19 protein-coding genes are annotated in these 22,779 nt (G+C 45.8%); 8 read left to right on the top strand and 11 right to left on the bottom strand.

Annotated features, from left to right (window positions below):
* Nucleotides 1–180: 180 nt before the first annotated feature.
* The 10 genes from LCF57_RS19590 to rpmH all read right to left on the bottom strand — a co-directional run bounded on the left by LCF57_RS19590 (nucleotide 181) and on the right by rpmH (nucleotide 9,802).
* On the bottom strand, nucleotides 181–1,023 hold the full coding sequence (locus LCF57_RS19590; RefSeq protein ID WP_226002201.1) for a ParB/RepB/Spo0J family partition protein: 843 nt from the start codon (nucleotides 1,021–1,023) through the stop codon (nucleotides 181–183).
* Nucleotides 1,016–1,777 (bottom strand): ParA family protein, encoded by a 762-nt coding sequence (locus LCF57_RS19585; protein ID WP_007433242.1) that lies wholly within the window; start codon nucleotides 1,775–1,777, stop codon nucleotides 1,016–1,018. The genes LCF57_RS19590 and LCF57_RS19585 overlap by 8 nt, the downstream gene beginning before the upstream one ends.
* Nucleotides 1,778–1,964: 187 nt before the next feature.
* Nucleotides 1,965–2,783, bottom strand: a complete 819-nt coding sequence (gene noc / locus LCF57_RS19580; protein ID WP_226002200.1) for a nucleoid occlusion protein — start codon at nucleotides 2,781–2,783, stop codon at nucleotides 1,965–1,967.
* Between the two features lie 365 nt (nucleotides 2,784–3,148).
* Entirely contained in the window at nucleotides 3,149–3,871 is a 723-nt protein-coding gene (gene rsmG / locus LCF57_RS19575) for a 16S rRNA (guanine(527)-N(7))-methyltransferase RsmG (protein ID WP_226002199.1), read from the bottom strand.
* On the bottom strand, nucleotides 3,871–5,760 hold the full coding sequence (gene mnmG / locus LCF57_RS19570; protein WP_025716017.1) for a tRNA uridine-5-carboxymethylaminomethyl(34) synthesis enzyme MnmG: 1,890 nt from the start codon (nucleotides 5,758–5,760) through the stop codon (nucleotides 3,871–3,873). The genes rsmG and mnmG overlap by 1 nt, the downstream gene beginning before the upstream one ends.
* A gap of 97 nt (nucleotides 5,761–5,857) precedes the next feature.
* Nucleotides 5,858–7,234 carry a tRNA uridine-5-carboxymethylaminomethyl(34) synthesis GTPase MnmE gene (mnmE, locus tag LCF57_RS19565; protein ID WP_226002198.1) on the bottom strand — a complete coding sequence of 459 codons (1,377 nt, stop codon included), beginning with the start codon at nucleotides 7,232–7,234 and terminating at the stop codon, nucleotides 5,858–5,860.
* Nucleotides 7,235–7,362: 128 nt separating this feature from the next.
* Nucleotides 7,363–8,121 carry an RNA-binding cell elongation regulator Jag/EloR gene (jag, locus tag LCF57_RS19560; RefSeq protein WP_226002197.1) on the bottom strand — a complete coding sequence of 253 codons (759 nt, stop codon included), beginning with the start codon at nucleotides 8,119–8,121 and terminating at the stop codon, nucleotides 7,363–7,365.
* Nucleotides 8,118–8,984 carry a YidC/Oxa1 family membrane protein insertase gene (locus LCF57_RS19555; protein WP_226002196.1) on the bottom strand — a complete coding sequence of 289 codons (867 nt, stop codon included), beginning with the start codon at nucleotides 8,982–8,984 and terminating at the stop codon, nucleotides 8,118–8,120. The genes jag and LCF57_RS19555 overlap by 4 nt, the downstream gene beginning before the upstream one ends.
* Nucleotides 8,985–9,055: 71 nt before the next feature.
* Nucleotides 9,056–9,406, bottom strand: coding sequence for a ribonuclease P protein component (gene rnpA / locus LCF57_RS19550; RefSeq protein WP_010346798.1), 351 nt, complete (start codon nucleotides 9,404–9,406; stop codon nucleotides 9,056–9,058).
* Between the two features lie 261 nt (nucleotides 9,407–9,667).
* Nucleotides 9,668–9,802 carry a 50S ribosomal protein L34 gene (gene rpmH, locus LCF57_RS19545; RefSeq protein ID WP_007433250.1) on the bottom strand — a complete coding sequence of 45 codons (135 nt, stop codon included), beginning with the start codon at nucleotides 9,800–9,802 and terminating at the stop codon, nucleotides 9,668–9,670.
* A gap of 1,066 nt (nucleotides 9,803–10,868) precedes the next feature.
* Here rpmH and dnaA point away from each other — a divergent pair.
* From dnaA to gyrB, 6 genes are all read left to right on the top strand, one after another.
* Nucleotides 10,869–12,215 carry a chromosomal replication initiator protein DnaA gene (dnaA, locus tag LCF57_RS19540; protein ID WP_025716021.1) on the top strand — a complete coding sequence of 449 codons (1,347 nt, stop codon included), beginning with the start codon at nucleotides 10,869–10,871 and terminating at the stop codon, nucleotides 12,213–12,215.
* Nucleotides 12,216–12,401: 186 nt separating this feature from the next.
* Nucleotides 12,402–13,544: a DNA polymerase III subunit beta gene (dnaN, locus tag LCF57_RS19535; protein WP_152380012.1), complete on the top strand. Its 1,143-nt coding sequence runs from the start codon at nucleotides 12,402–12,404 to the stop codon at nucleotides 13,542–13,544.
* A gap of 46 nt (nucleotides 13,545–13,590) precedes the next feature.
* Nucleotides 13,591–13,809 (top strand): S4 domain-containing protein YaaA, encoded by a 219-nt coding sequence (gene yaaA / locus LCF57_RS19530; protein ID WP_007433253.1) that lies wholly within the window; start codon nucleotides 13,591–13,593, stop codon nucleotides 13,807–13,809.
* A gap of 54 nt (nucleotides 13,810–13,863) precedes the next feature.
* On the top strand, nucleotides 13,864–14,979 hold the full coding sequence (gene recF, locus LCF57_RS19525; protein WP_226002195.1) for a DNA replication/repair protein RecF: 1,116 nt from the start codon (nucleotides 13,864–13,866) through the stop codon (nucleotides 14,977–14,979).
* 16 nt (nucleotides 14,980–14,995) lie between these two features.
* Complete coding sequence (remB, locus tag LCF57_RS19520) at nucleotides 14,996–15,247, top strand: extracellular matrix regulator RemB (RefSeq protein ID WP_007433255.1); 252 nt, start codon at nucleotides 14,996–14,998, stop codon at nucleotides 15,245–15,247.
* 31 nt (nucleotides 15,248–15,278) lie between these two features.
* Complete coding sequence (gene gyrB, locus LCF57_RS19515; RefSeq protein ID WP_226002194.1) at nucleotides 15,279–17,189, top strand: DNA topoisomerase (ATP-hydrolyzing) subunit B; 1,911 nt, start codon at nucleotides 15,279–15,281, stop codon at nucleotides 17,187–17,189.
* A 137-nt stretch (nucleotides 17,190–17,326) separates the two neighbouring features.
* Here gyrB and LCF57_RS19510 read toward each other — a convergent pair whose 3' ends face one another.
* The gene (locus tag LCF57_RS19510) at nucleotides 17,327–18,154 is read right to left on the bottom strand and encodes a YheC/YheD family protein (protein ID WP_226002193.1); all 828 of its coding nucleotides are present in this window, start codon (nucleotides 18,152–18,154) and stop codon (nucleotides 17,327–17,329) included.
* A 464-nt stretch (nucleotides 18,155–18,618) separates the two neighbouring features.
* On the opposite strand from LCF57_RS19510, the gene gyrA reads away from it, so the two are divergent.
* Complete coding sequence (gyrA, locus tag LCF57_RS19505; protein WP_226002192.1) at nucleotides 18,619–21,183, top strand: DNA gyrase subunit A; 2,565 nt, start codon at nucleotides 18,619–18,621, stop codon at nucleotides 21,181–21,183.
* Nucleotides 21,184–21,405: 222 nt separating this feature from the next.
* On the top strand, nucleotides 21,406–22,494 hold the full coding sequence (locus LCF57_RS19500; protein ID WP_226002191.1) for an HD-GYP domain-containing protein: 1,089 nt from the start codon (nucleotides 21,406–21,408) through the stop codon (nucleotides 22,492–22,494).
* Nucleotides 22,495–22,779 lie beyond the last annotated feature (285 nt).

Raw genomic sequence — 22,779 nt, 5'->3', positions numbered from 1 at the left:
CTACCTCGAAAATCATGTACCTGCTTATCTTATATTTTATACGTTTGAGAACAGCGAAACAAATAACAGAAGGCTATTATTTTACCCATCAATACCATTCTGATTCTTATAGCTCCAGACAAAGCAAAGACATATCTCACTTCCATTTTGCTCAAGGAGACATGTCTATATTGGTACAGACTACTGCAGTAGCTCCAGTAATCTTTCCAAATCCTGTTGGCTGTAATAATTTAATTCGATTTTGCCTTTATCCTTATTGTGCTTAATTTTAACAGTCGTTTTAAAACGCTCACGCAAGGACTCTTCCATATGGTCAATATAGGGGTCCTTTTTTCGCATCTTGGCTTTGGCCTTCGTTTCCCCAGGTTTGTGATCCAGTTGTTGTACAGCTTCCTCTAGTTCGCGAACACTCCACTGCTGCTCAATACATTGCAGTGCTAGCTGCTTCACTATACTTGGATCTTTGAGTCCGACAATGGCTCTGGCGTGTCCCATAGACAATGTTCCACGTGAAACATGATCTTTGACTTCCTCCGGTAATGCGAGCAAACGAAGAAAATTGGCAATATGAGAGCGTGATTTTCCAACCTTCATGGACAACTCTTCCTGTGTTAAGGAAAATTGATCCATTAACCCCTGATAAGCTACTGCCACTTCCATCGCATTCAAATTTTCACGCTGCAAGTTTTCAATCAAGGCAATCTCCATTACCTGCTGATCCGTAAAATTGCGAACAACCACAGGTATAGTTGGATTTCCACAAAATTGGGATGCCCGAAAACGTCTTTCTCCCGCTATAATTTCGTATCCTCTCAATACACTGCGTACAATAATAGGTTGGATAACACCGTGCTGACGAATGGATTCCGCTAACTCTTTAATGGATTCATCATCAAACGTCTTTCGAGGCTGGTACGGGTTCGCACGCAATTGGCTAAGCGGAATGTCAACAACCTTATCCTCTTCATTGACCGTAAGGGAGGGAATGAGTGCATCCAGTCCTTTTCCCAACCGTTTACTCATAAGATACCACTTCCTTTGCCAACTCAATATATACCTCTGCCCCACGAGAGCGGGGATCATACGTAATAATGGACTGGCCATGCGATGGGGCTTCGCTAAGTCTTACATTGCGTGGAATAATCGTCTGATAGACCTTGCTTTGAAAATACTTTTTCACTTCTTCAATCACTTGAATCCCCAAATTCGTACGGGCATCAAACATGGTCAACAATACACCCTCAATTTGCAATGAGGTGTTCAGATGCTTCTGTACTAACCGTACAGTATTCAATAGCTGGCTTAATCCTTCCAATGCGTAATATTCACACTGGATCGGAATAATGACCGAATCGGAGGCCGTTAATGAATTGAGTGTCAAAATACCCAACGATGGAGGGCAATCAATTAATATATAATCGTAATTATGCTTCACGAGCTGGAGTGATCTTTTTAATCTCAGCTCACGAGATATAGTCGGTACCAGTTCGATCTCCGCACCTGCCAACTGAATGGTTGCTGGAATAATATCCAGTCCCTCAATCTGTGTACTGACAATCGCCTCACTAGGATCAACCTCATTAATGAGTACATCATAAATGCAATTTGCCACATCCGCCTTATTGATACCCACACCGCTGGTTGTATTACCTTGCGGGTCGATATCCACGAGCAATACCCTTTTGCCGAGGGAAGCAAGTCCGGCGCCCAAATTCACGGAAGTAGTTGTTTTGCCCACTCCGCCCTTTTGATTGGCTACGGCTATTATTTTTGACACTTCATTCACCTCATAATTTAATCGGAATTCTGCTACATTCCATGATGCAAAATGCTCTATGGAGACGTTACTTAATCCTTAACTTACGGATACCGGCAATTTTATAGAATGAATACGAGTATGCTGCGGTTTTATTGGGCGTTAGACAGAAAAAGCGGCAATTGCTGCCGCCTATACGCTGCATCCCTTACTTACGTTTGGGAATTTGAATGACAATCTCATAGTGATCCTCGTGATCGGATTCCTTGGTTTTGATATCCAAGCCAGAGCCAGATACCATATCAATGGATTGACGAATCGTATTCAGCGCAAGCCGGACATCCTTGGTAAAGGAAATCCGCTTGGATTTCTTAATTGTTGACACTTGTTTATAAAAGGCCACTCGTGCCTCTGTCTGCTTTACATTGAGTTCCTTAGAAATGACTTCATCTAAAACCTTATACTGTAGTTCTTCGGTCTCTAATGACAATAACGCACGAGCATGACGCTCGGACACCTTCCGTTCCATTAGAGCCTCTTTCACTCTCTCTGGCAGATGAAGCAGTCGTATCTTGTTAGCAATGGTAGATTGGCTTTTACCCAGTCGCTGAGCAAGGCTTTCCTGAGTGAGCTGATGGAGATCAATCAGCTTCTGGTAAGCCACTGCTTCTTCAATCGCAGTTAGCCCTTCCCGTTGAAGATTCTCGATCAACGCGATGGATGCAGCTTGTGAATCATTAAACTCACGAACAATGGCTGGAATCGTGTCCATTCCCAGTTTGGTAACAGCTCTCCAACGACGTTCCCCTGCTATAATTTCATATTGTCCATTACGGAAACGGACGACAATCGGTTGAATTACACCATGCGTTTTAATGGTTTGGCATAGCTCATCAATCTTTTCGTCGTCAAATATGGTGCGGGGCTGATAAGGACTGCTGACAATATCCCGAACGGGAATTTGTTTTATTTCGTCCCCAGTAGATCGCTCCGTCAAACCAAATAGCTTGGAAAATTGTTCTTTCATTCCGTATAATACCACCTAATTTCATAATAGCACCATACTTACAGCGCTTCGTGAAAAACAGTTCCTTACGCGGATCGTAGCCCCCTTTTATATGAGACAGCCCCGTAAGTGGGTACACTCCACGTACTTTCCTGACCTTGTTGCCCCACTCCCCTATATGTATATCTGGATAAATGAGTACGGGGAGTAGTCAACTTACATTAAAACGATTATCTCTATTCTATCACTTTTCTAACCATAATCCTATCGTCTCTACCAGCTTTTCGGAAGGATCAGATAATAAATTATCATCCCCCTACCAGCTACCTATTCAGCCATAAAAAAAGTGAATGTTTCACGTGAAACACTCACTCTTTTTCAAACATTTACACTAACGGAGTTCTCAAGGGAGTACCCGGCTTGCGCGGATATTTCCTTGGTGTAGCCGCCCTTTTTTCAATAATAATCATATGTCTGGCTGCATCCTCAACAGGTAGATGAAAAGCTTGAACATGCTTAATTTTACCTTTTAGCTCTTTCAAGCTGTAGGAGGCTTCCTTAATTTCTTCCGTTGGATCACTGCCCTTCATCGCAGCAAAGTGACCTCCTTCACGGACAAAAGGCAAACAAAATTCATTCAGTACCGCAAGACGGGCAACAGCTCTGGCGGTAACCAGATCGTAACTATCGCGGTAGCCTGCTTTACGTCCTAACTCCTCTGCCCTGCTGTGAATCAGTTCAACATTTTCCAGCCCCAGCTGCTCTACCACATGTGCTAAGAACTGTATGCGTTTGTTCAACGAGTCCACAATGGTCAATTGAATATGTGGAAAGCATATTTTCAAAGGAATGCCAGGGAAACCTGCGCCTGACCCAATGTCAGCCAGGCTTCCCACATCCTTTAACGGAACATAGAAGGCGAGTGAAAGAGAATCGTAAAAATGCTTGGTATACACCGCATCACGCTCTGTAATCCCCGTCAGGTTCATTTTTTCATTCCACTCCACCAGCACACGGTAATACGTTTCAAACTGCTCTAGCTGACTGTCATTGATCACAATGCTATGCTCGGCCAGTCGCTGCTTAAATTGCTGTTGTATAGCGTCCATTATGATCCCCTTGCTGCCGTTACGCGGTTATAATGCTCCAGATAGACCAGCAGAATGGAAATATCCGCAGGAGTCACGCCCGAGATACGGGATGCCTGACCAATGGACATCGGACGGATTTTTTCAAGCTTCTGCTTCGCTTCAATAGCCAAACCTTGAACCTCATGGTATGCAATATCCTCTGGAAGCTTCTTTTTCTCCATCTTTTGCAGACGTTCTACATGCATCAATTGCTTCTCAATGTAGCCCGCATACTTAATTTGGATTTCTACCTGCTCCTGCTCTTCCTCAGTGAGAGCGATAGGTGAAGGTGAAATTTGCGCTACTTGTGCATAGCTAATCTCTGGTCGACGCAGCACCGTTAACAAATTACTACCATCTTGTATCGGTGCGGAACCGCCTTGCTCCAGCATTTCGTTTACATCAACTGGACGAACCTTCGCCAAGCGAAGACGCTCAATCTCTTGTTCTACCTTTTGCTTTTTGTCCAAAAAGCGCTCGTACCGTTCATCCGTAATCAGGCCAATCTCATGCCCAATCGGCGTCAACCGCAGATCTGCGTTATCATGGCGCAACAACAGACGGTATTCTGCACGGGACGTCAGCAGACGGTAAGGCTCATTTGTACCTTTGGTCACCAGATCGTCGATCAGAACCCCAATGTAGCCTTGAGAGCGGTCCAATACAACGGGCTCTTTGCCCTGCACCTTGCGAGCTGCGTTAATCCCTGCCATAATGCCTTGGCCCGCAGCTTCCTCGTAACCGGAGGTACCGTTAATCTGACCTGCCGTGAACAAGCCGGGAACCTTTTTCGTTTCCAAAGTAGGCCACAATTGCGTAGGCACCATCGCATCATACTCAATAGCATAGCCGTTACGCATCATCTCTACCTTTTCCATCCCCGGAATGGTGCGCAGTACAGCTAATTGTACATCCTCCGGCAAGCTGGTCGACAAGCCTTGAACATAGTATTCAGATGTGTTTTTACCTTCAGGCTCCAAAAAGATTTGGTGCTTCGGCTTATCACTGAAACGCACCACTTTATCTTCAATGGATGGACAATAACGCGGTCCCGTTCCTTCGATCAGACCGGAGAACATTGGCGCACGATGCAGATTATCATTAATAATCTGATGTGTTTCTACTGAAGTATACGTCAGCCAGCAAGGAAGCTGCTCATTGTCCGAAGACTTCGTTTCGTAAGAAAAAAACTTCGGTTGGTCATCCCCCGGCTGAATTTCCGTTTTGCTAAAATCAATCGTATCCTTATGGACCCGTGGCGGTGTTCCTGTCTTGAATCGAACGAGATCAAAGCCCAGCTCTTTCAAATGCTCAGCCAATCTCACTGAAGGCTGCTGATTGTTCGGACCACTCTCATACATCAGCTCACCCATAATGATTTTTCCACGCAAATAGGTCCCTGTAGTCAGGACAACTGCTTTACTTCGATACTCTGTGCCCGTCTTCGTAATCACGCCTACGCAATGGCCGTCTTCAATAATCAGTTCTTCCACCATACCTTGACGCAGGGTCAGATTGGGCTCCTTCTCCATCGTTTCTTTCATCGTATGCTGATAAGAAAACTTGTCCGCCTGTGCACGCAATGCGTGAACCGCAGGTCCTTTACCTGTATTCAGCATGCGCATTTGGATAAATGTCTTGTCGATGTTGCGACCCATTTCACCGCCCAAAGCATCGATTTCCCGCACCACATGACCTTTTGCAGGACCGCCAATAGACGGGTTGCAGGGCATAAACGCGACCATATCCAGGTTAATTGTAATCATCAACGTACGACAGCCCATCCGGGCTGCTGCCAAGGCGGATTCTACGCCCGCATGGCCTGCGCCTACGACAATTACGTCATAGTCGCCTCCTTGATATCCCATACCTCTCTTACCTCCTTATACACTCCGGTCTTCCGCCGAATATGCTCTTGTATATCTATAACGATAGCAGGGCTTATACCAGCCATGCTTGAATGTCCTATTTGCCCAGACAAAATTGTGAAAATATTTGATCGATTAACGCATCATGCGCAGTATCGCCCACAATTTCACCCAAATGCTCCCACGCCAGCCTTACATCAATCTGAATCATGTCGATCGGTACAAATTGATCGGCAGCTTCATAGGCGTCTACCAGTGATTGGCGAGCCTTCTTCAACAAAGCAATATGCCTTACATTGCTGACATATGTCATATCGGCTGATTCCAGCTTGCCACTGAAGAATAAATTGGATATGGCCTGCTCCAGTCGGTCTGCCCCCTCGTTCTCCTTGACGGACATCGGTACGATGAGCTCCTCAGGTACATAGCGCAGCAGCAAATCCCGGTCTACTTGAGCCGGTAAGTCCATTTTATTCATAATGACAATCGCTTGTCTACCGCGGATTTGTTCCATTAATGCCATTTCATCCTCATGTAGCGGTTCGTTGGCATTAATCACAACGAGCAACAGATCCGCTTCACTGACTGCCGTTCTCGAACGCTCTACTCCAATCCGTTCCACCACATCCATCGTTTCACGAATCCCGGCCGTGTCCAGCAGCTTGAGCGGGATGTTATTAACCGTCACATATTCCTCAATAACATCTCGGGTGGTACCCGGAATATCGGTCACAATCGCCCGTTCACCCTGAGCCAGTGTATTCAACAGCGAGGATTTGCCCACATTCGGTCTTCCGACAATTGCTGTGGTCAGACCCTCACGCAAAATTTTACCCTGCTCCGCCGTATGCAGCAGCCGATCAATCTCCGCCATGACCTGACTGCTCTTATCCTTAATTAGCTCAGACGTAAAAGACTCCACGTCATGCTCAGGATAATCAATGTTTACTTCAATATGAGCGAGCGTCTCTACCAGAATATTACGCAAACGACGAATATTCTGCGACAGATGTCCATCCACCTGCTTCAGAGCTACCGAAAAAGCTTTATCTGACTTCGAACGAATGAGGTCGATGACCCCCTCTGCCTGACTCAGGTCAATACGACCATTCAAAAAGGCGCGCTTCGTGAATTCGCCTGGCTCGGCCAAACGAATATTTTGCAGCAGTAATAAATCCATAACCCGTTTGACGGCTACTACTCCGCCATGCGTGCTGATCTCTACTACATCTTCAGTTGTAAAAGAGCGTGGCGCCCGCATCACCGTAACCAGAACTTCCTCCACCTTTTCCTGGTTGTGGGGATCTATAATATGTCCATAGTGTACCGTGTGAGATGGAGCCTTGCTTAGAGGCGTTTTGCTGCGGAACAAAGCCTCCACTTCCGTGACAGCTTCCGGGCCGCTGACCCGTATGACCGCAATGCCGCCCTCGCCGACAGCCGTTGCAATGGCAGCTATGGTATCGCTCAGCATATCGTTTCTACCTCCTATTAAGTAGAAACGGCTTTGCCGTCCTGGAGTAAGGACGGCATCCGTTTCAGCTAAAAGTATAAGAAAAAAAGCAATGGCTTCTGCATCATGCAGAGAGCCATTGCGTCGGATTATTTTTTGGCAATGACGACGCGCCGATTCGGCTCGTCCCCCTTGCTGTATGTTCTAACCTGCGCATGCTGTTGAAGCTTAGCATGAATCAGCTTTCGCTCCTGTGACGGCATTGGCTCCAACACGACTTCCTTGCCGTAACGAATAGCCTGGTTTGCCAACCGATCTGCCAAATCCTCCAGCGTTTTCTGCCGACGTGCGCGAAATTGCTCGGCATCCAGAACAATTCGGATGAATTTGTCAGAATGACGATTGGCAACAATATTCGTCAGATACTGCAATGCGTCCAATGTCTGTCCCCGACGACCAATCAGCATACCGAGCGACGGACCGGAGATATCCAGTATACTTTCATCCTTGCAGTGGTGGACATCTACTTCAACGTCCAATCCCATTCCTGCTGCTGTTTCGCGGATAAAACGCGTCGCCTCCTCATAGGGATCAACTTGTCCCGTAGAGGTTTCCGAGCTGATATGTGCTTCCCGTGCAACAGGCTCAGCTTCTGAAATAGCCTGTCCTACACTAGAAGGCGCTTGAGCCGATACATGAGGTTCAGCCGCGTGTATGGTTTCGGGAGACGGTTCAGACAGCAGCGTAAGCTCCACCTTGGCCTTCTTGACCCCGAGCCATCCCAGGAATCCTTTTGATGGCTGTTCCAACACGTTTACGGTTACCCGTTCACGGCTTACTCCCAGTTGGGAGAGTCCTTGTTTTACAGCATCTTCAACGGTTTTTCCTGATGTCACGACCTTGGTCATCTCGACTTTTTAGCCCCCTTCGTGTTTCTGTTATTCTTTTTCTTGCTATTGGAGGAACCCGTTTTTGTAAGACTGGCTGTTTTCACATTCGCCAGGGCAGCTTCTTTATCATTATTGCGATAAAGGAAATAGTTTTGAATAATTGTGTAGATATTACTGTAGAACCAATACAACGGCAAAGCGGATGGGAAATTATACGACATGAACAGAATCAGCACCGGATAAACGTACAGCAAAAACTGCATAGGTCCCTGCTGCGGCGTAGGATTCATTTTCATCATCATCCAGGTTTGGACAAATGTCGTAATTGCTGCCAGAATCGGCAGGATGAAGAAGTGATCCGGTTTACCTAACTGGAGCCACAAAAAGTCATGATCCCGTAATGCCGAATTATAGTAAATGGCATTATAAAGCGCGATAAAAATCGGCATTTGTACGACCAAAGGCAGACAGCCCGCCATCGGGTTGACCTTGTTTTCCTGAAACAATCTCATTGTCTCTTGCTGGACTTTCTCAGGTGTATCCTTGTATTTCGCTTGAATTTCTTTTAATTGCGGCTGAATAGCCTGCATAGCTTTGGAACTGCGTACTTGCTTGAGTGTAAGCGGCAAAATAATGGTGCGCACGATAATCACCAGTATCAGTACGGCCAGGCCATACTCTCCAGAGAACCATTGGGCAAATGTATCCAGCGCATACGAAAACCAGTAAACGACATATCTTTGCCACCACGATCCGTTGGCCAAGTCTGCCGTCGTGTAAGAATTGTGAACTGTCGGGGCACACCCGGACAGCACGGCAACAAGTGCCAATACGGCAATTAGGAGGAACCATTTCCCCCGTTGAGTCTTCAAACGCGACACTTCATAACCCCTTTCTTAACCAATCCATTCCAACGTAAATCATACCATATCCTGTAGGACAAAGATACTGACTATCGGCGTGAAGACTTGAGCAGCGAGGCTTTGCGCAGAACGTGCAACACGCTTTTCTCCAGCTCTTGATACGACATCGTAACCGCACCCTTACGGACGATAAAAATCAGATCAATCTGCTCCACCAATTCATGCTCATGATGACGCACAATTTCCTTGACGATTCTGCGCATCCGGTTACGGACAACTGCGTTGCCGATCTTCTTGCTGGCCGAAATTCCGACACGGAACTGCTCTACCTCTCTACGGCGGAACCAGTACACCACAAACTGATGGTTGGCAAAAGATTTGCCATGGCGGTATACACGCCCAAAGTCCGCCCGGTTTCGAAGACGCAATTTTTTTCGCACGGCGCTTCTCCTTGCTCATCTCTTTTACACACTTCGGTAAGCCAATCCTTACCTCTTATATAGTAAGAAGTATGGACAACATTCCGTCATGGTAATCTCGCTTATTTTACATCCATTTTCAAAAGCTTCATCTAATATAGCGCAGGATTCGGCACTTCACTCTCTTTTTCATTGCATTTATACAAATTAGAGGAAGCGATCCGGTCCGTTAATACCTCAATTATGAAAAAAAAGACCACCGTAGTGGTCTTTATGCACGCATTACGCACTCAATACTTTTCTACCTTTTTGGCGACGAGCCGCCAAAACTTTACGGCCATTCTTTGTGCTCATTCTTTTACGGAAGCCGTGAACCTTTTTACGTTTGCTGACATTCGGTCTGAAAGTCGGTCTCATTGTGCTGCACCTCCTTACAAGGAATACGTTTTATATGGAATATACCTAACGTAGCAATCTCCACAAAAAACACCTTTGTACATTTAACCACAAATAGCCGTCAAAGTCAATGTGATTGTGAATCCTCTCCCTCTTTTTCGTGTTCAGGAATCCAATCCCTCTCATTAACTCACTACTTCACTCTCGTTTGCCCTGGTTTAGCAGCAATTTTCTTGCTTCTTCTTCCTCCCACCAGCAGTTCATCTGCATTTTCCCCCGCCAAAACTACTCGTATCTACCTTCTATTCATTCTGTCACTTCAATTCGGTCTTTTTCAGATTGCCGTCGCCAGTTCATTTAAAAATAATGTCGGAAACGTTACCGGAAATTTTCAACAGAAAAATAAGCCATTGTAACCAAAAGGCAACGGCTGTTATACACAGATTCACAAAAAGAACGGAATTGTGATTTAAATGGTCATAACCTGTGCATAACATTTTAGAGCAAAAAAGAGTTATTGTCGAAAACTGAACAAATTATAAACAATATCTTGTGTTGTGAATAAAAATTGTACACAACAGATTGAATTTGTGGATAAATAACCACGAGTCATTGAAATACAAGGCTTCTTTTGCTATGATGATATTACTTTTGAATGTGAATATGTTGTTTTACCCTCCATATTATCAACACCCTGTGGATAAAGTTGTGAACAAGTTCAATTTATCCATCTTTTTGTTTTTGTGCGGATTCGGGATTCTGGGGATATATTCTACATTTTTCATTTGATTTCGACATATTGCAGTCCCGTTTTGGCCTGCGGGATTAAGAGAACGGATCGTGCCGCACATTCCCTCCTGAGAAATATCGCCTTTCTTCTGCCCAACAGCAGTGGAATTTTCCATCAGTTATTTTTCGGGGTCATTTTGTGCTGCGTTCTCTCACCACACTGCCGCATGATTTAGGCGGCGGTATGTCTTTTTATGGCCTTCAACAATATTTTTGGGATTTTAGGCGTTTTGCCGAAACGCCGGGAGCAGCTCTCAGTTAATCGGCAAAATGTCAGGATTTAAAAGGAGTGACGTCTGTGGACAGCCATATCTCTGAACTATGGCAGCAAATTCTATCCATTATACAAACCAAGCTGAGTAAGCCGAGTTACGACACTTGGTTTAAGGCTACCAAGGCAGCGAAACTGAATGACCACTCCATTGTGATTTCTGCCCCGACAACTTTTGCCGTGGAATGGCTTGAAAGCCGCTATACCAAGCTAGTCGGAGCAACGGTTTATGAAATTTTGGGTAAGCAACTGGAGGTCAAGTTCGTCATTGAGGAGAACAAACCTCCCGAGTTCGATCTTCAGCAGCAACCTCAGCAGCAGCCGGTCGTACATGAAGAAGCCGTGTCCCATATGCTAAATCCCAAATATACATTCGATACATTCGTCATCGGATCGGGGAACCGTTTTGCTCACGCAGCATCGCTGGCCGTCGCCGAGGCGCCGGCCAAAGCGTACAATCCGCTGTTTCTTTACGGCGGTGTGGGTTTGGGCAAAACGCATCTGATGCACGCCATCGGGCACTATATTTTGGAGCACAATCCGACCAGCAAGGTCGTATATTTATCGTCGGAGAAGTTTACGAACGAATTCATTAATGCCATCCGGGACAACCGCGGGGAGAGCTTCCGAAACAAATATCGCAACATTGATATTTTGCTCATTGACGATATTCAATTCATTGCGGGCAAGGAATCGACGCAGGAGGAATTTTTCCATACGTTCAATGCACTTCATGAGGAACGCAAGCAGATTATCATCTCCAGTGACCGACCTCCTAAGGAGATTCCAACGCTGGAGGAACGACTGCGCTCCCGCTTCGAGTGGGGACTCATTACGGATATTCAGCCTCCGGATCTCGAGACCAGAATCGCTATTCTTCGGAAAAAAGCCCGTGCGGAAAACCTGGACATTCCCAACGAGGCCATGATGTATATCGCCAACCAGATTGATACAAACATCCGTGAGCTGGAGGGGGCGCTGATTCGTGTTGTCGCCTATTCTTCCTTAACCAATCAGGATGTATCAAGTCATCTTGCGGCTGAGGCGTTGAAGGATATCATCCCGTCCAGCCGCCCCAAAATGATCACCATTCAGGATATACAGCATCAAGTCGGGGAATTTTACAATCTGCGCCTGGAGGATTTTAAAGCGCGTAAGCGGACAAAGGCTGTGGCCTTTCCACGACAGATTGCCATGTACCTGTCGCGTGAGTTAACCGACTATTCTCTGCCTAAAATTGGTGAAGCCTTCGGTGGACGTGATCATACGACGGTCATTCATGCGCACGAAAAAATCTCCAAATCCATTCAAGTGGATCAGGAGTTGTTCAAAGTTATCAACAACCTAATAGAGAAAATCAAAAATCCAACCTGAACAAGTTCAGAGCCTATACACAATTTATACACATGTGGATAGGCTTGATTTTATTAGGTTTACACCTACTTATCCACATATTCAGTGCGCCTATTACTATTACTACTATATTTTAAAGATATACATCACCTAAATAAGGCCCGCGTCAACGCGTGCTTGAAGGAATAAAACCCGTAGGAGGAACTTATGAAGATCAGCATTCTGAAAAACGTTTTAAACGAGGCGATACAGCATGTATCCAAAGCTATATCGAGTCGGACTACGATTCCAATTCTTAGTGGTATTAAGCTGGATGTGAATCATCAGGGAGTAACGCTGACGGCCAGTGATACAGACATCTCTATTCAATCTTTTATTCCAATGGAGGATGGAGACCAAACTGTCGTTCAGGTTGAACAACCCGGAAGTGTTGTCCTGCCAGCCAAATTCTTTGTCGAAATTATCAAAAAGCTGCCGTCTCAAGAGATCCGTATGGAGGTGAAGGATCAGTTCCAAACCTTCATCTCATCCGGTGCGACTGAAATTCAAATCGTGGGTTTGGACCCTGAGGAATTCCCGGTGCTTCCCAACATTGAAGAAAATCAGGTTATCTCTGTGCCAGGTGATTTGCTCAAAAATATGATCAAACAGACGGTTTTCTCCATTTCCACCCACGAAACAACACCGATTTTGACCGGGGTATTATGGAATTTGGCTGAGGGAGAATTAAAGTTTGTAGCAACAGACCGCCACCGCCTGGCCACCCGCAGCGCTCGTTTGGAATCATCTGAAGGCTTGCGTTTTAGCAATGTGGTCATTGCAGGCAAAACGCTGAATGAGCTGAGTAGAATTATTCCGGATCAAAATATGCTTGTGGATATCGTCGTAGCGGACAATCAGGTGCTGTTCAAAGTGGACCGGGTACTCTTTTATTCCCGCATCCTGGATGGAACCTACCCTGATACTTCTAGGATTATTCCGACCTCCTACAAAACAGAACTGATTGTGGATACAAAAAGTTTGAGCGAGTCTATCGACCGTGCTTATTTGCTGTCCCGTGAGGAAAAAACGAATATTGTAAAAATGCAGTCGCTGGAAAATGGCGGTTTGGAAATTTCCTCTAGCTCCTCTGAGCTTGGTAAAGTACGTGAGGAAGTAACTGTCTCCAAATTTGAGGGAGAGCCACTCAAAATCTCATTCAACTCCAAATATATGCTCGACGTGCTGAAGGTGATTGATAGTGAGCAGCTGACGATCGCTTTTACTGGCATCATGAGCCCGATTATTTTAAAACCGGCAGATTCCAGCAATGCGCTGTACATTATCCTGCCGTATCGCACAACCAACTAACATTTAGTGTTATCCACCCGAGAACAAGCGAAAGGATGAACAAGCCTTGAAACGGATATCGATACAGACCGAGTACATTAAGCTCGATCAATTTTTAAAACTGGCTGACTGTGTATCTACAGGTGGAATGGCCAAAGCCCTCTTACAGGAGGGACAAGTTCGCGTTAACGGTGAGCCGGAAGAACGACGGGGAAGAAAGCTGTACCCTGGCGATACTGTAGAAGTAGAGGACAACGGAAGTTTCGAGGTTACGGCAGGAGCATAATCGCCTAGTCGGCAAGGACTCCTTTTAGGTACGGAGTAGCAAGGGGGACCCTATGTGTTTGTGAACAACATTGCTTTGCAGCAGTACCGGAACTATGAACAGCTGGAGCTGAATGAATTTGGGCCCGTTAATTTGCTGATTGGACAGAATGCCCAGGGCAAAACGAACCTCGTAGAGGCGATTTTTGTGCTGGCTTTGACCAAAAGTCACCGAACGTCGCGCGATAAGGAGTTAATCTCTTTTGGGGCTGCTTCTACTCATCTGGCTGCAGATGTGGATAAAAAATACGGGAAAATCAGACTGGATCTGTCGTTATCCACACAAGGCAAAAAAGCGAAGATCAATGGATTGGAGCAGCGAAAGCTGAGTGATTTTATCGGTTCGTTAAACGTGGTCATGTTTGCGCCCGAGGATCTGGAAATCGTCAAAGGAACACCGGGGGTTCGCCGCCGGTTTCTTGACATGGAAATTGGACAGGTAGCGCCGGGCTATCTGTATCATTTGCAGCAATATCAAAAGGTGCTGGTTCAGCGGAACAACCTGCTTAAGCAGGCTTGGGGGAAAGATATGGCCTCGGTGCAGCTGATGCTGGAGGTATGGAACGAGCAACTTGTTGAGCATGGTGTTAAAATTGTTAAAAAGCGGAAACAATTTATAACAAAGCTGCAAAGGTGGGCTCAGGCCATTCATGAAGGGATCGCGGGGGGGACTGAAGAGCTAAAATTAACCTATGTTCCCTCCTTCAGCGAACCAGAGGAAGAAGATGAAGCTGTCTTATTGGAGCGATTTATGATAAAGTTATCCCAAATGAGGGAACAGGAAATCCGCCGTGGCATGACTTTGGCGGGACCCCATCGTGATGATTTGGCCTTTGCCATTAATGGCAGAGAAGTGCATACGTATGGCTCTCAGGGGCAGCAGCGGACGACGGCCCTGTCCTTGAAGCTGGCCGAAATTGAATTAATCCATGAGGAAATCGGTGAATATCCAGTCCTGCTACTGGATGATGTTTTGTCTGAGCTAGATCCCTATCGTCAGACTCAGCTGATCGAAACATTCCAGAGCAAGGTACAGACCTTTATCACCGCAACCGGGATTGAGAGTTTGAACGCAGAACGACTCAAGGATGCGAATATTTATCACGTCCACGACGGGCATGTGGAATACTAAGGAGTGAGTAACCGATATGTATATTCATCTGGGTGGCGAAAAAATCATCCGCTCGTCAGAGCTTGTGGCTATTTTCGATATCTCGATTGAAAAATCCTCCAAAATCTCCAAGCAATACGTGAACCACGCCCAGCAGCAAAAGCATGTCGAGATGATTGGCGAAGAGGAAGCCAAGTCCATTGTAGTGACTCAGAATACGGTGTATTATTCCCCCATCTCCTCAACAACACTCAAAAAGCGGGCAAACCAATTTGTTGCCAATGCTTAACCATAGAAATCTATAGAAGTAGGTGAAAGGCATGTCTATGAATCAACCGTCTTATGATGCGGGCGAGATTCAGGTCCTAGAGGGCCTGGAAGCGGTTCGGAAACGTCCCGGGATGTATATTGGCTCCACGAGTGCCAAAGGTCTCCATCATTTGGTCTGGGAAGTTGTGGACAACAGCATTGACGAAGCGCTGGCGGGTTATTGTGACAGCATCCAAGTTGTCGTTCACGAGGATAATAGCGTCACCGTTACAGACAACGGTCGCGGTATTCCAGTAAGTGAGCACGCCAAAATGAAAAAATCAGCGCTGGAAGTCGTTATGACTGTACTTCATGCAGGTGGTAAATTCGGAGGCGGAGGGTACAAGGTCTCCGGTGGTCTGCACGGGGTTGGTGTATCCGTAGTGAACGCTCTCTCCAGCAAAATGGTCGTTCGTGTCAAACGGGACGGACATGTGTATGAACAGGAATATCATCGTGGTGCGCCGCAGTATGATGTGAGAGTTATCGGTGACACAGACGAGACGGGGACCCAAACGACATTTTACCCCGACGAGCAAATTTTCACAGAAACAACCGTATATGACTATGATACGCTTCAAACGCGGATTCGTGAGCTGGCTTTTCTGAACAAAGGAATTGCGATCAGCCTGACTGATGAGCGGACAGGTGCCAGTGATACATTCCACTACGAGGGCGGAATCAGTGAATACGTACAATTTTTGAATCAACAAAGAGAAGCACTTCATGAGCAGCCGATTTATGTCGAAGGCTCACGCGATATGATTCAGGTCGAAGTTGCGCTGCAATATAACGACAGCTATACCGAGAATATTTATTCTTTCGCCAACAATATCAACACGCATGAGGGCGGAACACATGAATCTGGCTTCAAGAGTGCATTAACCCGGATTATTAACGATTATGCACGCAAAAACGGCATGATTAAGGATAGCAATGCCAACCTGACCGGTGATGATGTGCGTGAAGGGCTGACGGCGATTATCTCCGTCAAAATCCCGGAACCGCAATTTGAGGGTCAGACCAAAACAAAGCTCGGTAACAGTGAGGTACGAGGGATTGTCGAATCCCTGTTCGCTGAGAAACTTCAGGAGTTTCTGGAGGAAAATCCATCTGTTTCTCGCCGCGTAGTTGATAAATCCCTACAAGCAGCCCGTGCCCGTGAAGCAGCCCGCAAAGCACGGGAACTGACGCGCCGTAAAAGTGCGCTGGAAATCAGCTCTCTTCCCGGCAAGCTAGCGGACTGCTCCTCCAAGGATGCTTCGATTAGTGAGCTGTACATCGTCGAAGGTGATTCAGCGGGCGGATCGGCCAAACAGGGCCGTGATCGTCACTTTCAGGCTATTTTGCCGATTCGCGGTAAAATCCTGAACGTGGAGAAAGCGCGCCTGGATCGTATTTTGTCCAGTGATGAAATCCGCTCGATGGTAACTGCAATGGGTACAGGGATCGGAGACGATTTTGATATTGCCAAAGCGCGTTACCACAAAGTCATTATCATGACGGATGCCGATGTCGATGGTGCTCACATTCGCACGCTGCTGCTGACGTTCTTCTACCGGTATATGCGCAAAATCATTGATGCAGGCTATATTTATATCGCTCAGCCACCACTATTCAAGGTAGAGCGTAACAAAGTTGTACGGTATGCGAACTCCGAGGCGGAACGCGATGAGATCATCAGGGAATTTGGAGAAAATGCGAAGTACAATGTACAGCGCTATAAAGGTTTGGGCGAGATGAACGCGACACAGCTATGGGAAACTACAATGGACCCTGAGAGCCGTACCATGCTACAGGTAACCATTAATGACGCGATGCTGGCAGATACACTGTTCAACACCCTAATGGGAGATAATGTAGAACCCCGCCGCGACTTTATCCAAGAACATGCTAAGTATGTGAAAAATCTCGATTTTTAATGTGTGATATTCTCATCTAAGCCAATGTACTATTTGCTTGTTATGATTTGAGTTCAACACCAAGGGGCGCCCAAACGGCGTCCCTTTTCCTGTTTATTAACCAGCCTGGGTGAATTTGAATACTTAACGCCAATGCTCTAGGCCTTTCTCTTAGAGCGTGCAGGCTTGCCCGTGGATGATGAATAACGGCCGTAGCCTACAGCATATCTGAATATTTTATGATAAAGGCTTTTGTTTGGAAGGAAAGAAAAGACTTTAATGGCTGGTCTCGTATTAACCTCCAAAATCCACGGATAGATCTGCTGATCCAGTCCCACATCCAATCCAATTTCCTTTAGCCGAGGGTATCTTTTTTGCAGCTGCCAGGCTACTCGTTCGCCCATTTTCGATAATTTTTGCTCGAGACGAACTGCTTCCTTTACATCCAGATAGGGTGCTACAAGTTCATTGAAAAAGCGTGCTGTGCCACCGCTGTGGTGATTGGTGACGACTTTGTCAGGAGCAGCTACACGTCCTATAATAAGCGTTGTTTCCCACTGGTGTCTCAAGTTCATCTGGGTTAATACCCGCAGATCAAAGGGACGTCCTTCATGCTGAAGAAGGGGAATCCCGCGTTGGATCAGATATGGACGCTTCCGTATACGGGCAGAAACCACCTTGTGCAGATCCTCCAGACTTTCAAAAGTAAGGGTATCTACTTCATAACGTAGGACATACCAGGTTCTTTCCCCGATGATTCCTTCTTCTGTCGGCGGAAGCGGCTCTGTTAGTTTTTCTGCGCGCATAACCCCCTTTCCATAAGTACCGTTATCCGGCTTAATATAGACAGTTCCATACACCGCTAACATTTCGTTCAAGTGCTCGAATGTGTACAAACGTGTCTCCGGTATATAAGCGGCCAACGTCGGATTGGGGAGAATGGCATTTGTTTTGGTCCACTTACTGGCTACTCGCTGAATAGACAAGTATTCTCATCCCTTTCTTTTCGTAATATGAGTCACATACATGGAATTGACAACACTTTAACAAAACAAGGGAAACTAAAGGACAAGCGCGGAAAACAATGATATAATAGAGAAATACGGCGTTTTTCGGAATCTTGCTATATTAGCCCTGACCGTATACGTATTGTATGTGGAAAAGGCCCTTAGTGTGGGGGCTAATCCCCAGCTCAGGGGAATTTGTTATAATCAGGGCTTGTTAGTGGTGTGGGGGTTAGCTATCTGCTTCTGGAAGAAGGGGCAGACGAGGGATTTACGCTGTAAAGAGGATAGAGGCGTTTAATTGTGCTCTTTTTGTGAAAGTAATATAATTATACAGATGAGGGTTTCAGCCAAAATCCTGCACAGAGAGCAGAGTATATAGGCATTGTCTTATTAGGCTTTTCACATAGAGAGCAATGTATTGAAGGACGAGAAGGAGGACCAGCATGGCCGATCAAAATAACCCGCAGATCATTAACAGGGATATCGGAGTGGAAATGCGCGAATCCTTTATGGATTATGCCATGAGTATTATTGTTAGCCGTGCCTTGCCTGATGTGCGGGACGGACTAAAGCCGGTACACCGTCGTATTTTGTACGCGATGTCCGAGCTGGGCATGTCGCCAGACAAACCTTACAAAAAATCGGCAAGAATCGTTGGCGAAGTTATCGGTAAATATCATCCTCATGGTGATACGGCTGTATACGATACGATGGTGCGGATGGCGCAGGATTTTTCCTTGCGTTATATGCTGGTGGACGGACACGGCAACTTTGGCTCCGTTGATGGAGATATGGCGGCTGCGATGCGTTACACCGAAGCACGATTATCGAAGATTGCAATGGAAATGCTGCGAGATTTGAACAAAGAGACCGTTGATTTCATGCCGAACTACGACGGTGAAGAAAGTGAGCCCGTCGTGTTGCCTGCACGTTATCCTAACTTGCTGGTCAACGGTGTCGGCGGGATTGCAGTCGGAATGGCTACCAATATTCCTCCGCATAACTTGGGAGAGGTTATCAACGGTGTACAAGCAATGATCGAAAACCCTGACATTACACCGATGGAACTTATGGATTATATTCAAGGGCCGGATTTTCCGACAGCAGGCTATATCTTAGGACGCTCGGGCATTCGTCAGGCGTACCAAACGGGCCGCGGATCTGTGACCATGCGTGCAAAGACCACCATTGAGGAAATTGGCAATAAAGCACGGATTATCGTGCATGAACTGCCTTACCAAGTGAATAAGGCTCGTCTGGTCGAGAAGATTGCTGAATTGGTTCGTGACAAGCGTATTGAGGGCATTACGGATCTTCGGGATGAGTCGGACCGTACAGGTATGCGTATTGTTATTGAATTGCGTAGGGATGTGAACCCGAACGTTGTTCTGAATAATTTGTTTAAACATACGGCCATGCAGTCCAATTTTGGTATTAATATGCTTGCCATTGTAAACAACGAGCCGAAGATTTTGAATCTGAAAGATGTCTTGTATTATTATCTTAAACATCAGGTTGAAGTTATTCGTCGTCGGACAGAATTCGACCTGAAAAAAGCCGAAGCTAGAGCACACATTTTGGAAGGCTTGCGGATTGCTCTTGACCATCTGGACGAAGTTATTGCCTTGATCCGTTCCTCTCAAACTGCAGATGCAGCTCGTGAAGGACTGATTGAGCGTTTCTCACTCACTCTCGAGCAGGCCCAGGCTATTCTCGATATGCGTCTGCAACGCTTAACCGGTTTGGAACGTGAGAAGATCGAGAATGAATATAACGAGTTAATACAAAAGATTGCCGAATATCGCGAAATTTTAGCCAACGAGCATTTGGTGCTTAACATCATTAGCGAAGAGCTGAATGAGCTTAAAGACCGTTTTGCTGATGAGCGTCGTACTGAAATTACAGTAGGTGAAGAGAGCATTTTGGATGAGGATCTTATTCCTCGTGAAGATGTTATTATTACTGTAACCCATACCGGATATATTAAACGCCTTCCCGTTACTACCTATCGCAGTCAAAAACGCGGTGGTCGTGGTGTGGTGGGTATGGATACCAAGGACGAGGATTTTGTAGAGCATCTGTTTATTACGAATTCACATCACCACTTGTTATTCTTCACCGATAAGGGCAAGGTTTATCGGATTAAGGCTTATGAGATTCCTGATCTCAGTCGGACAGCCCGGGGAACACCGATTATTAATCTGATTCAGATTGAACAGGGCGAGTCGATCAATGCGGTTATCCCAATTGAGGAATTCGTTGAGGATAGTTATCTGTTCTTTGCGACCCAACAAGGGATTATCAAGAAGACGCCGCTCGACGACTATGCTAATATTCGCAAAGGTGGCTTGATTGCCATTAACTTGCGTGAAGATGATGCCCTGATCGAAGTAAAACTGACGGACGGACAGCAGGAAATGATCATCGGTACGGCAGAAGGGATGTCTATTCGTTTCCATGAGAGCGATGTACGGTCTATGGGCCGTAGTGCTACCGGGGTTAAAGGAATCAGTCTCGATGAGAGTGATGCTGTAATAGGTATGGATGTTGTAGATACCGACCTGGATATCCTGATTGTAACGGCCAAAGGCTACGGCAAACGTACCCCTGTAGCGGATTATCGTATCCAAAGCCGCGGAGGTAAGGGAATTAAGACGATCAATGTTACGGATAAAAATGGTCCGGTTGTCGGCCTCAAAGTTGTAAAAACCGAAGAGGATCTGATGATCATTACAGCCAGTGGTACCCTGATTCGGACCAGTATGGACGAAATCTCCACGATGGGCCGCAACACACAAGGGGTAAGGTTGATTAACATCCGCGAGGATGATTCGGTCGCTACTGTATGTCGTGCGAACAAGAATGAGGAGCAGGATGAACTGCTTGAAGAGCTATTAGAGGACGGGGAAGCCAGCGAAGGTGCATCTCCATCAGGTGCTGAACCTGTTCTTGATATGGACACAGAAGATACAGAAGGCAGTGATTCAGAGCCTTCTGAGAACGAATAAGAAGCCATCCATACTACACAAGTGGTTGCTTGATTTTTTAAATGATGGGGAAGACTCTTTGACTATTTTGGTCAGGGAGTCTTTTTCTTTTTCGGACCAATGAATTCAGACGGATAAAACTTTAAATGGCATAAAATGAATGTACAGGATCATTTCCAAGTAATATAATGACATCATAAACTGGCAGCTGGAGCAGCTGTTGTGAGAACAGAGAGGTTGACCATGACAACTGTACCCGTATCCGAATTAAAAGCAGGACTTAGATTACAAAGCGATGTATTTACTGAAATGGGCAGCTTACTGTTGCCGAAAGGGCGCATTCTACTGCCCCGTGACTTGGAGATTTTACAGGCGTTCCTGATCCAGCAAGTAGAGGTAGGAGCGGATGATAATACGACTGCCGTTGGCGAACATGCTACTGTTCAATCTGCAACAGCTGAATCACAAGCACTCTTATTAGATGAGCGAGATGAGTTTGCACAATTCCAGGATGAGTATGACAAAATGGTGATGCTTGTTAAGAGTGCATTCCAATCCGTACTCGTCTCTAATCTATCTATATTTGAGCTGCGAGGACAGCTGGAGTCCTTACTGGTGCACATACAGCGCTATAACGTAATGACATTCATTCCGCGACCCATGATCGAAGTTGATTATATTTTTCACAATGCTGTTTTGACCTCACTTACTTCATATTCCATTGCGCAGTGGATTGGTTTGCCTCAAAAGGACTGGATGCAGGTTGCCTTCGCCGGTTTGCTTCATGATATTGGAAATGCCAAGATGGACCCAGCCATCCTCTACAAGCCTTCCGCATTAACTGGGGAGGAGCAAGAAGAGATTCGTCGTCATACTTCACTAGGATATCAGCTGCTCAAAAATGTGAAGGCCATTAACGAAGGTGTACGCCTGGCTGCTCTTCAGCATCATGAAAAAGTGGATGGTACCGGATATCCGTTGCGTCTCAAAGGGGAACAAATCCACATTTACGCTAAAATTGTCGGAGTGGCTGATGTATTTCATGCCATGACGCTGGAGAAGACGTATCGATCTGCCCAATCACCATATCTGGTTCTGGAGCAAATCAAATCAGAATCGTTTGGTAAGCTGGACCCAAGTGTAGTACAGGTTTTTATTCACAAGCTCACCCAATTTAACAACGGGACCAAAGTACGCCTTAATGATAATCGTATAGGGGAAATTATATTTGCTGATCGGGATCAGCCGACTCGTCCGTTGGTTCAAGTAAATGGGGAAATTATTAACTTGATGCTTCAAAGAGAGCTTTATATCGAGTGTATTGAGACTTAATTTTTTTTCTTAAAAAAGGTTGCAAATTATATTAAAAGTATGGTATATTAATTCTTGTCGCTTCAAGTGTTGTCGAAAAAGAGTGGAAACACTTTTGAAAAAAAAGTGTTGACATAACTCTAGGAAACATGATACACTATAAAAGTTGCTGAGGGGATGAAACCTGAAGCAGACATGAAGTGTTTGATCTTTGAAAACTGAACAACGAGTGAGTAATGATTTTGTTCGCAAAATCAACAATGAGATATTTTATCTCGTCAGTTTCAACATGAGCTAATCGCTCTT

Origin of the sequence: Paenibacillus sp. BJ-4 (assembly GCF_020404765.1) — a bacterium.
Lineage (GTDB): Bacteria > Bacillota > Bacilli > Paenibacillales > Paenibacillaceae > Paenibacillus.
The sequence above is the reverse complement of the archived record's forward strand: the minus strand, read 5'-3'. Positions and strand labels throughout refer to the sequence as shown.

Coding starts and splice junctions, on each gene's coding strand:
- LCF57_RS19590 (WP_226002201.1), bottom strand. CDS start 1,023: ATGAGTAAACGGTTGGGAAAAGGACTGGATGCACTCATTCCCTCCCTT.
- noc (WP_226002200.1), bottom strand. CDS start 2,783: ATGAAAGAACAATTTTCCAAGCTATTTGGTTTGACGGAGCGATCTACT.
- rsmG (WP_226002199.1), bottom strand. CDS start 3,871: ATGGACGCTATACAACAGCAATTTAAGCAGCGACTGGCCGAGCATAGC.
- mnmG (WP_025716017.1), bottom strand. CDS start 5,760: ATGGGATATCAAGGAGGCGACTATGACGTAATTGTCGTAGGCGCAGGC.
- mnmE (WP_226002198.1), bottom strand. CDS start 7,234: ATGCTGAGCGATACCATAGCTGCCATTGCAACGGCTGTCGGCGAGGGC.
- jag (WP_226002197.1), bottom strand. CDS start 8,121: ATGACCAAGGTCGTGACATCAGGAAAAACCGTTGAAGATGCTGTAAAA.
- rpmH (WP_007433250.1), bottom strand. CDS start 9,802: ATGAGACCGACTTTCAGACCGAATGTCAGCAAACGTAAAAAGGTTCAC.
- dnaN (WP_152380012.1), top strand. CDS start 12,402: ATGAAGATCAGCATTCTGAAAAACGTTTTAAACGAGGCGATACAGCAT.
- remB (WP_007433255.1), top strand. CDS start 14,996: ATGTATATTCATCTGGGTGGCGAAAAAATCATCCGCTCGTCAGAGCTT.
- gyrB (WP_226002194.1), top strand. CDS start 15,279: ATGTCTATGAATCAACCGTCTTATGATGCGGGCGAGATTCAGGTCCTA.
- gyrA (WP_226002192.1), top strand. CDS start 18,619: ATGGCCGATCAAAATAACCCGCAGATCATTAACAGGGATATCGGAGTG.
- LCF57_RS19500 (WP_226002191.1), top strand. CDS start 21,406: ATGACAACTGTACCCGTATCCGAATTAAAAGCAGGACTTAGATTACAA.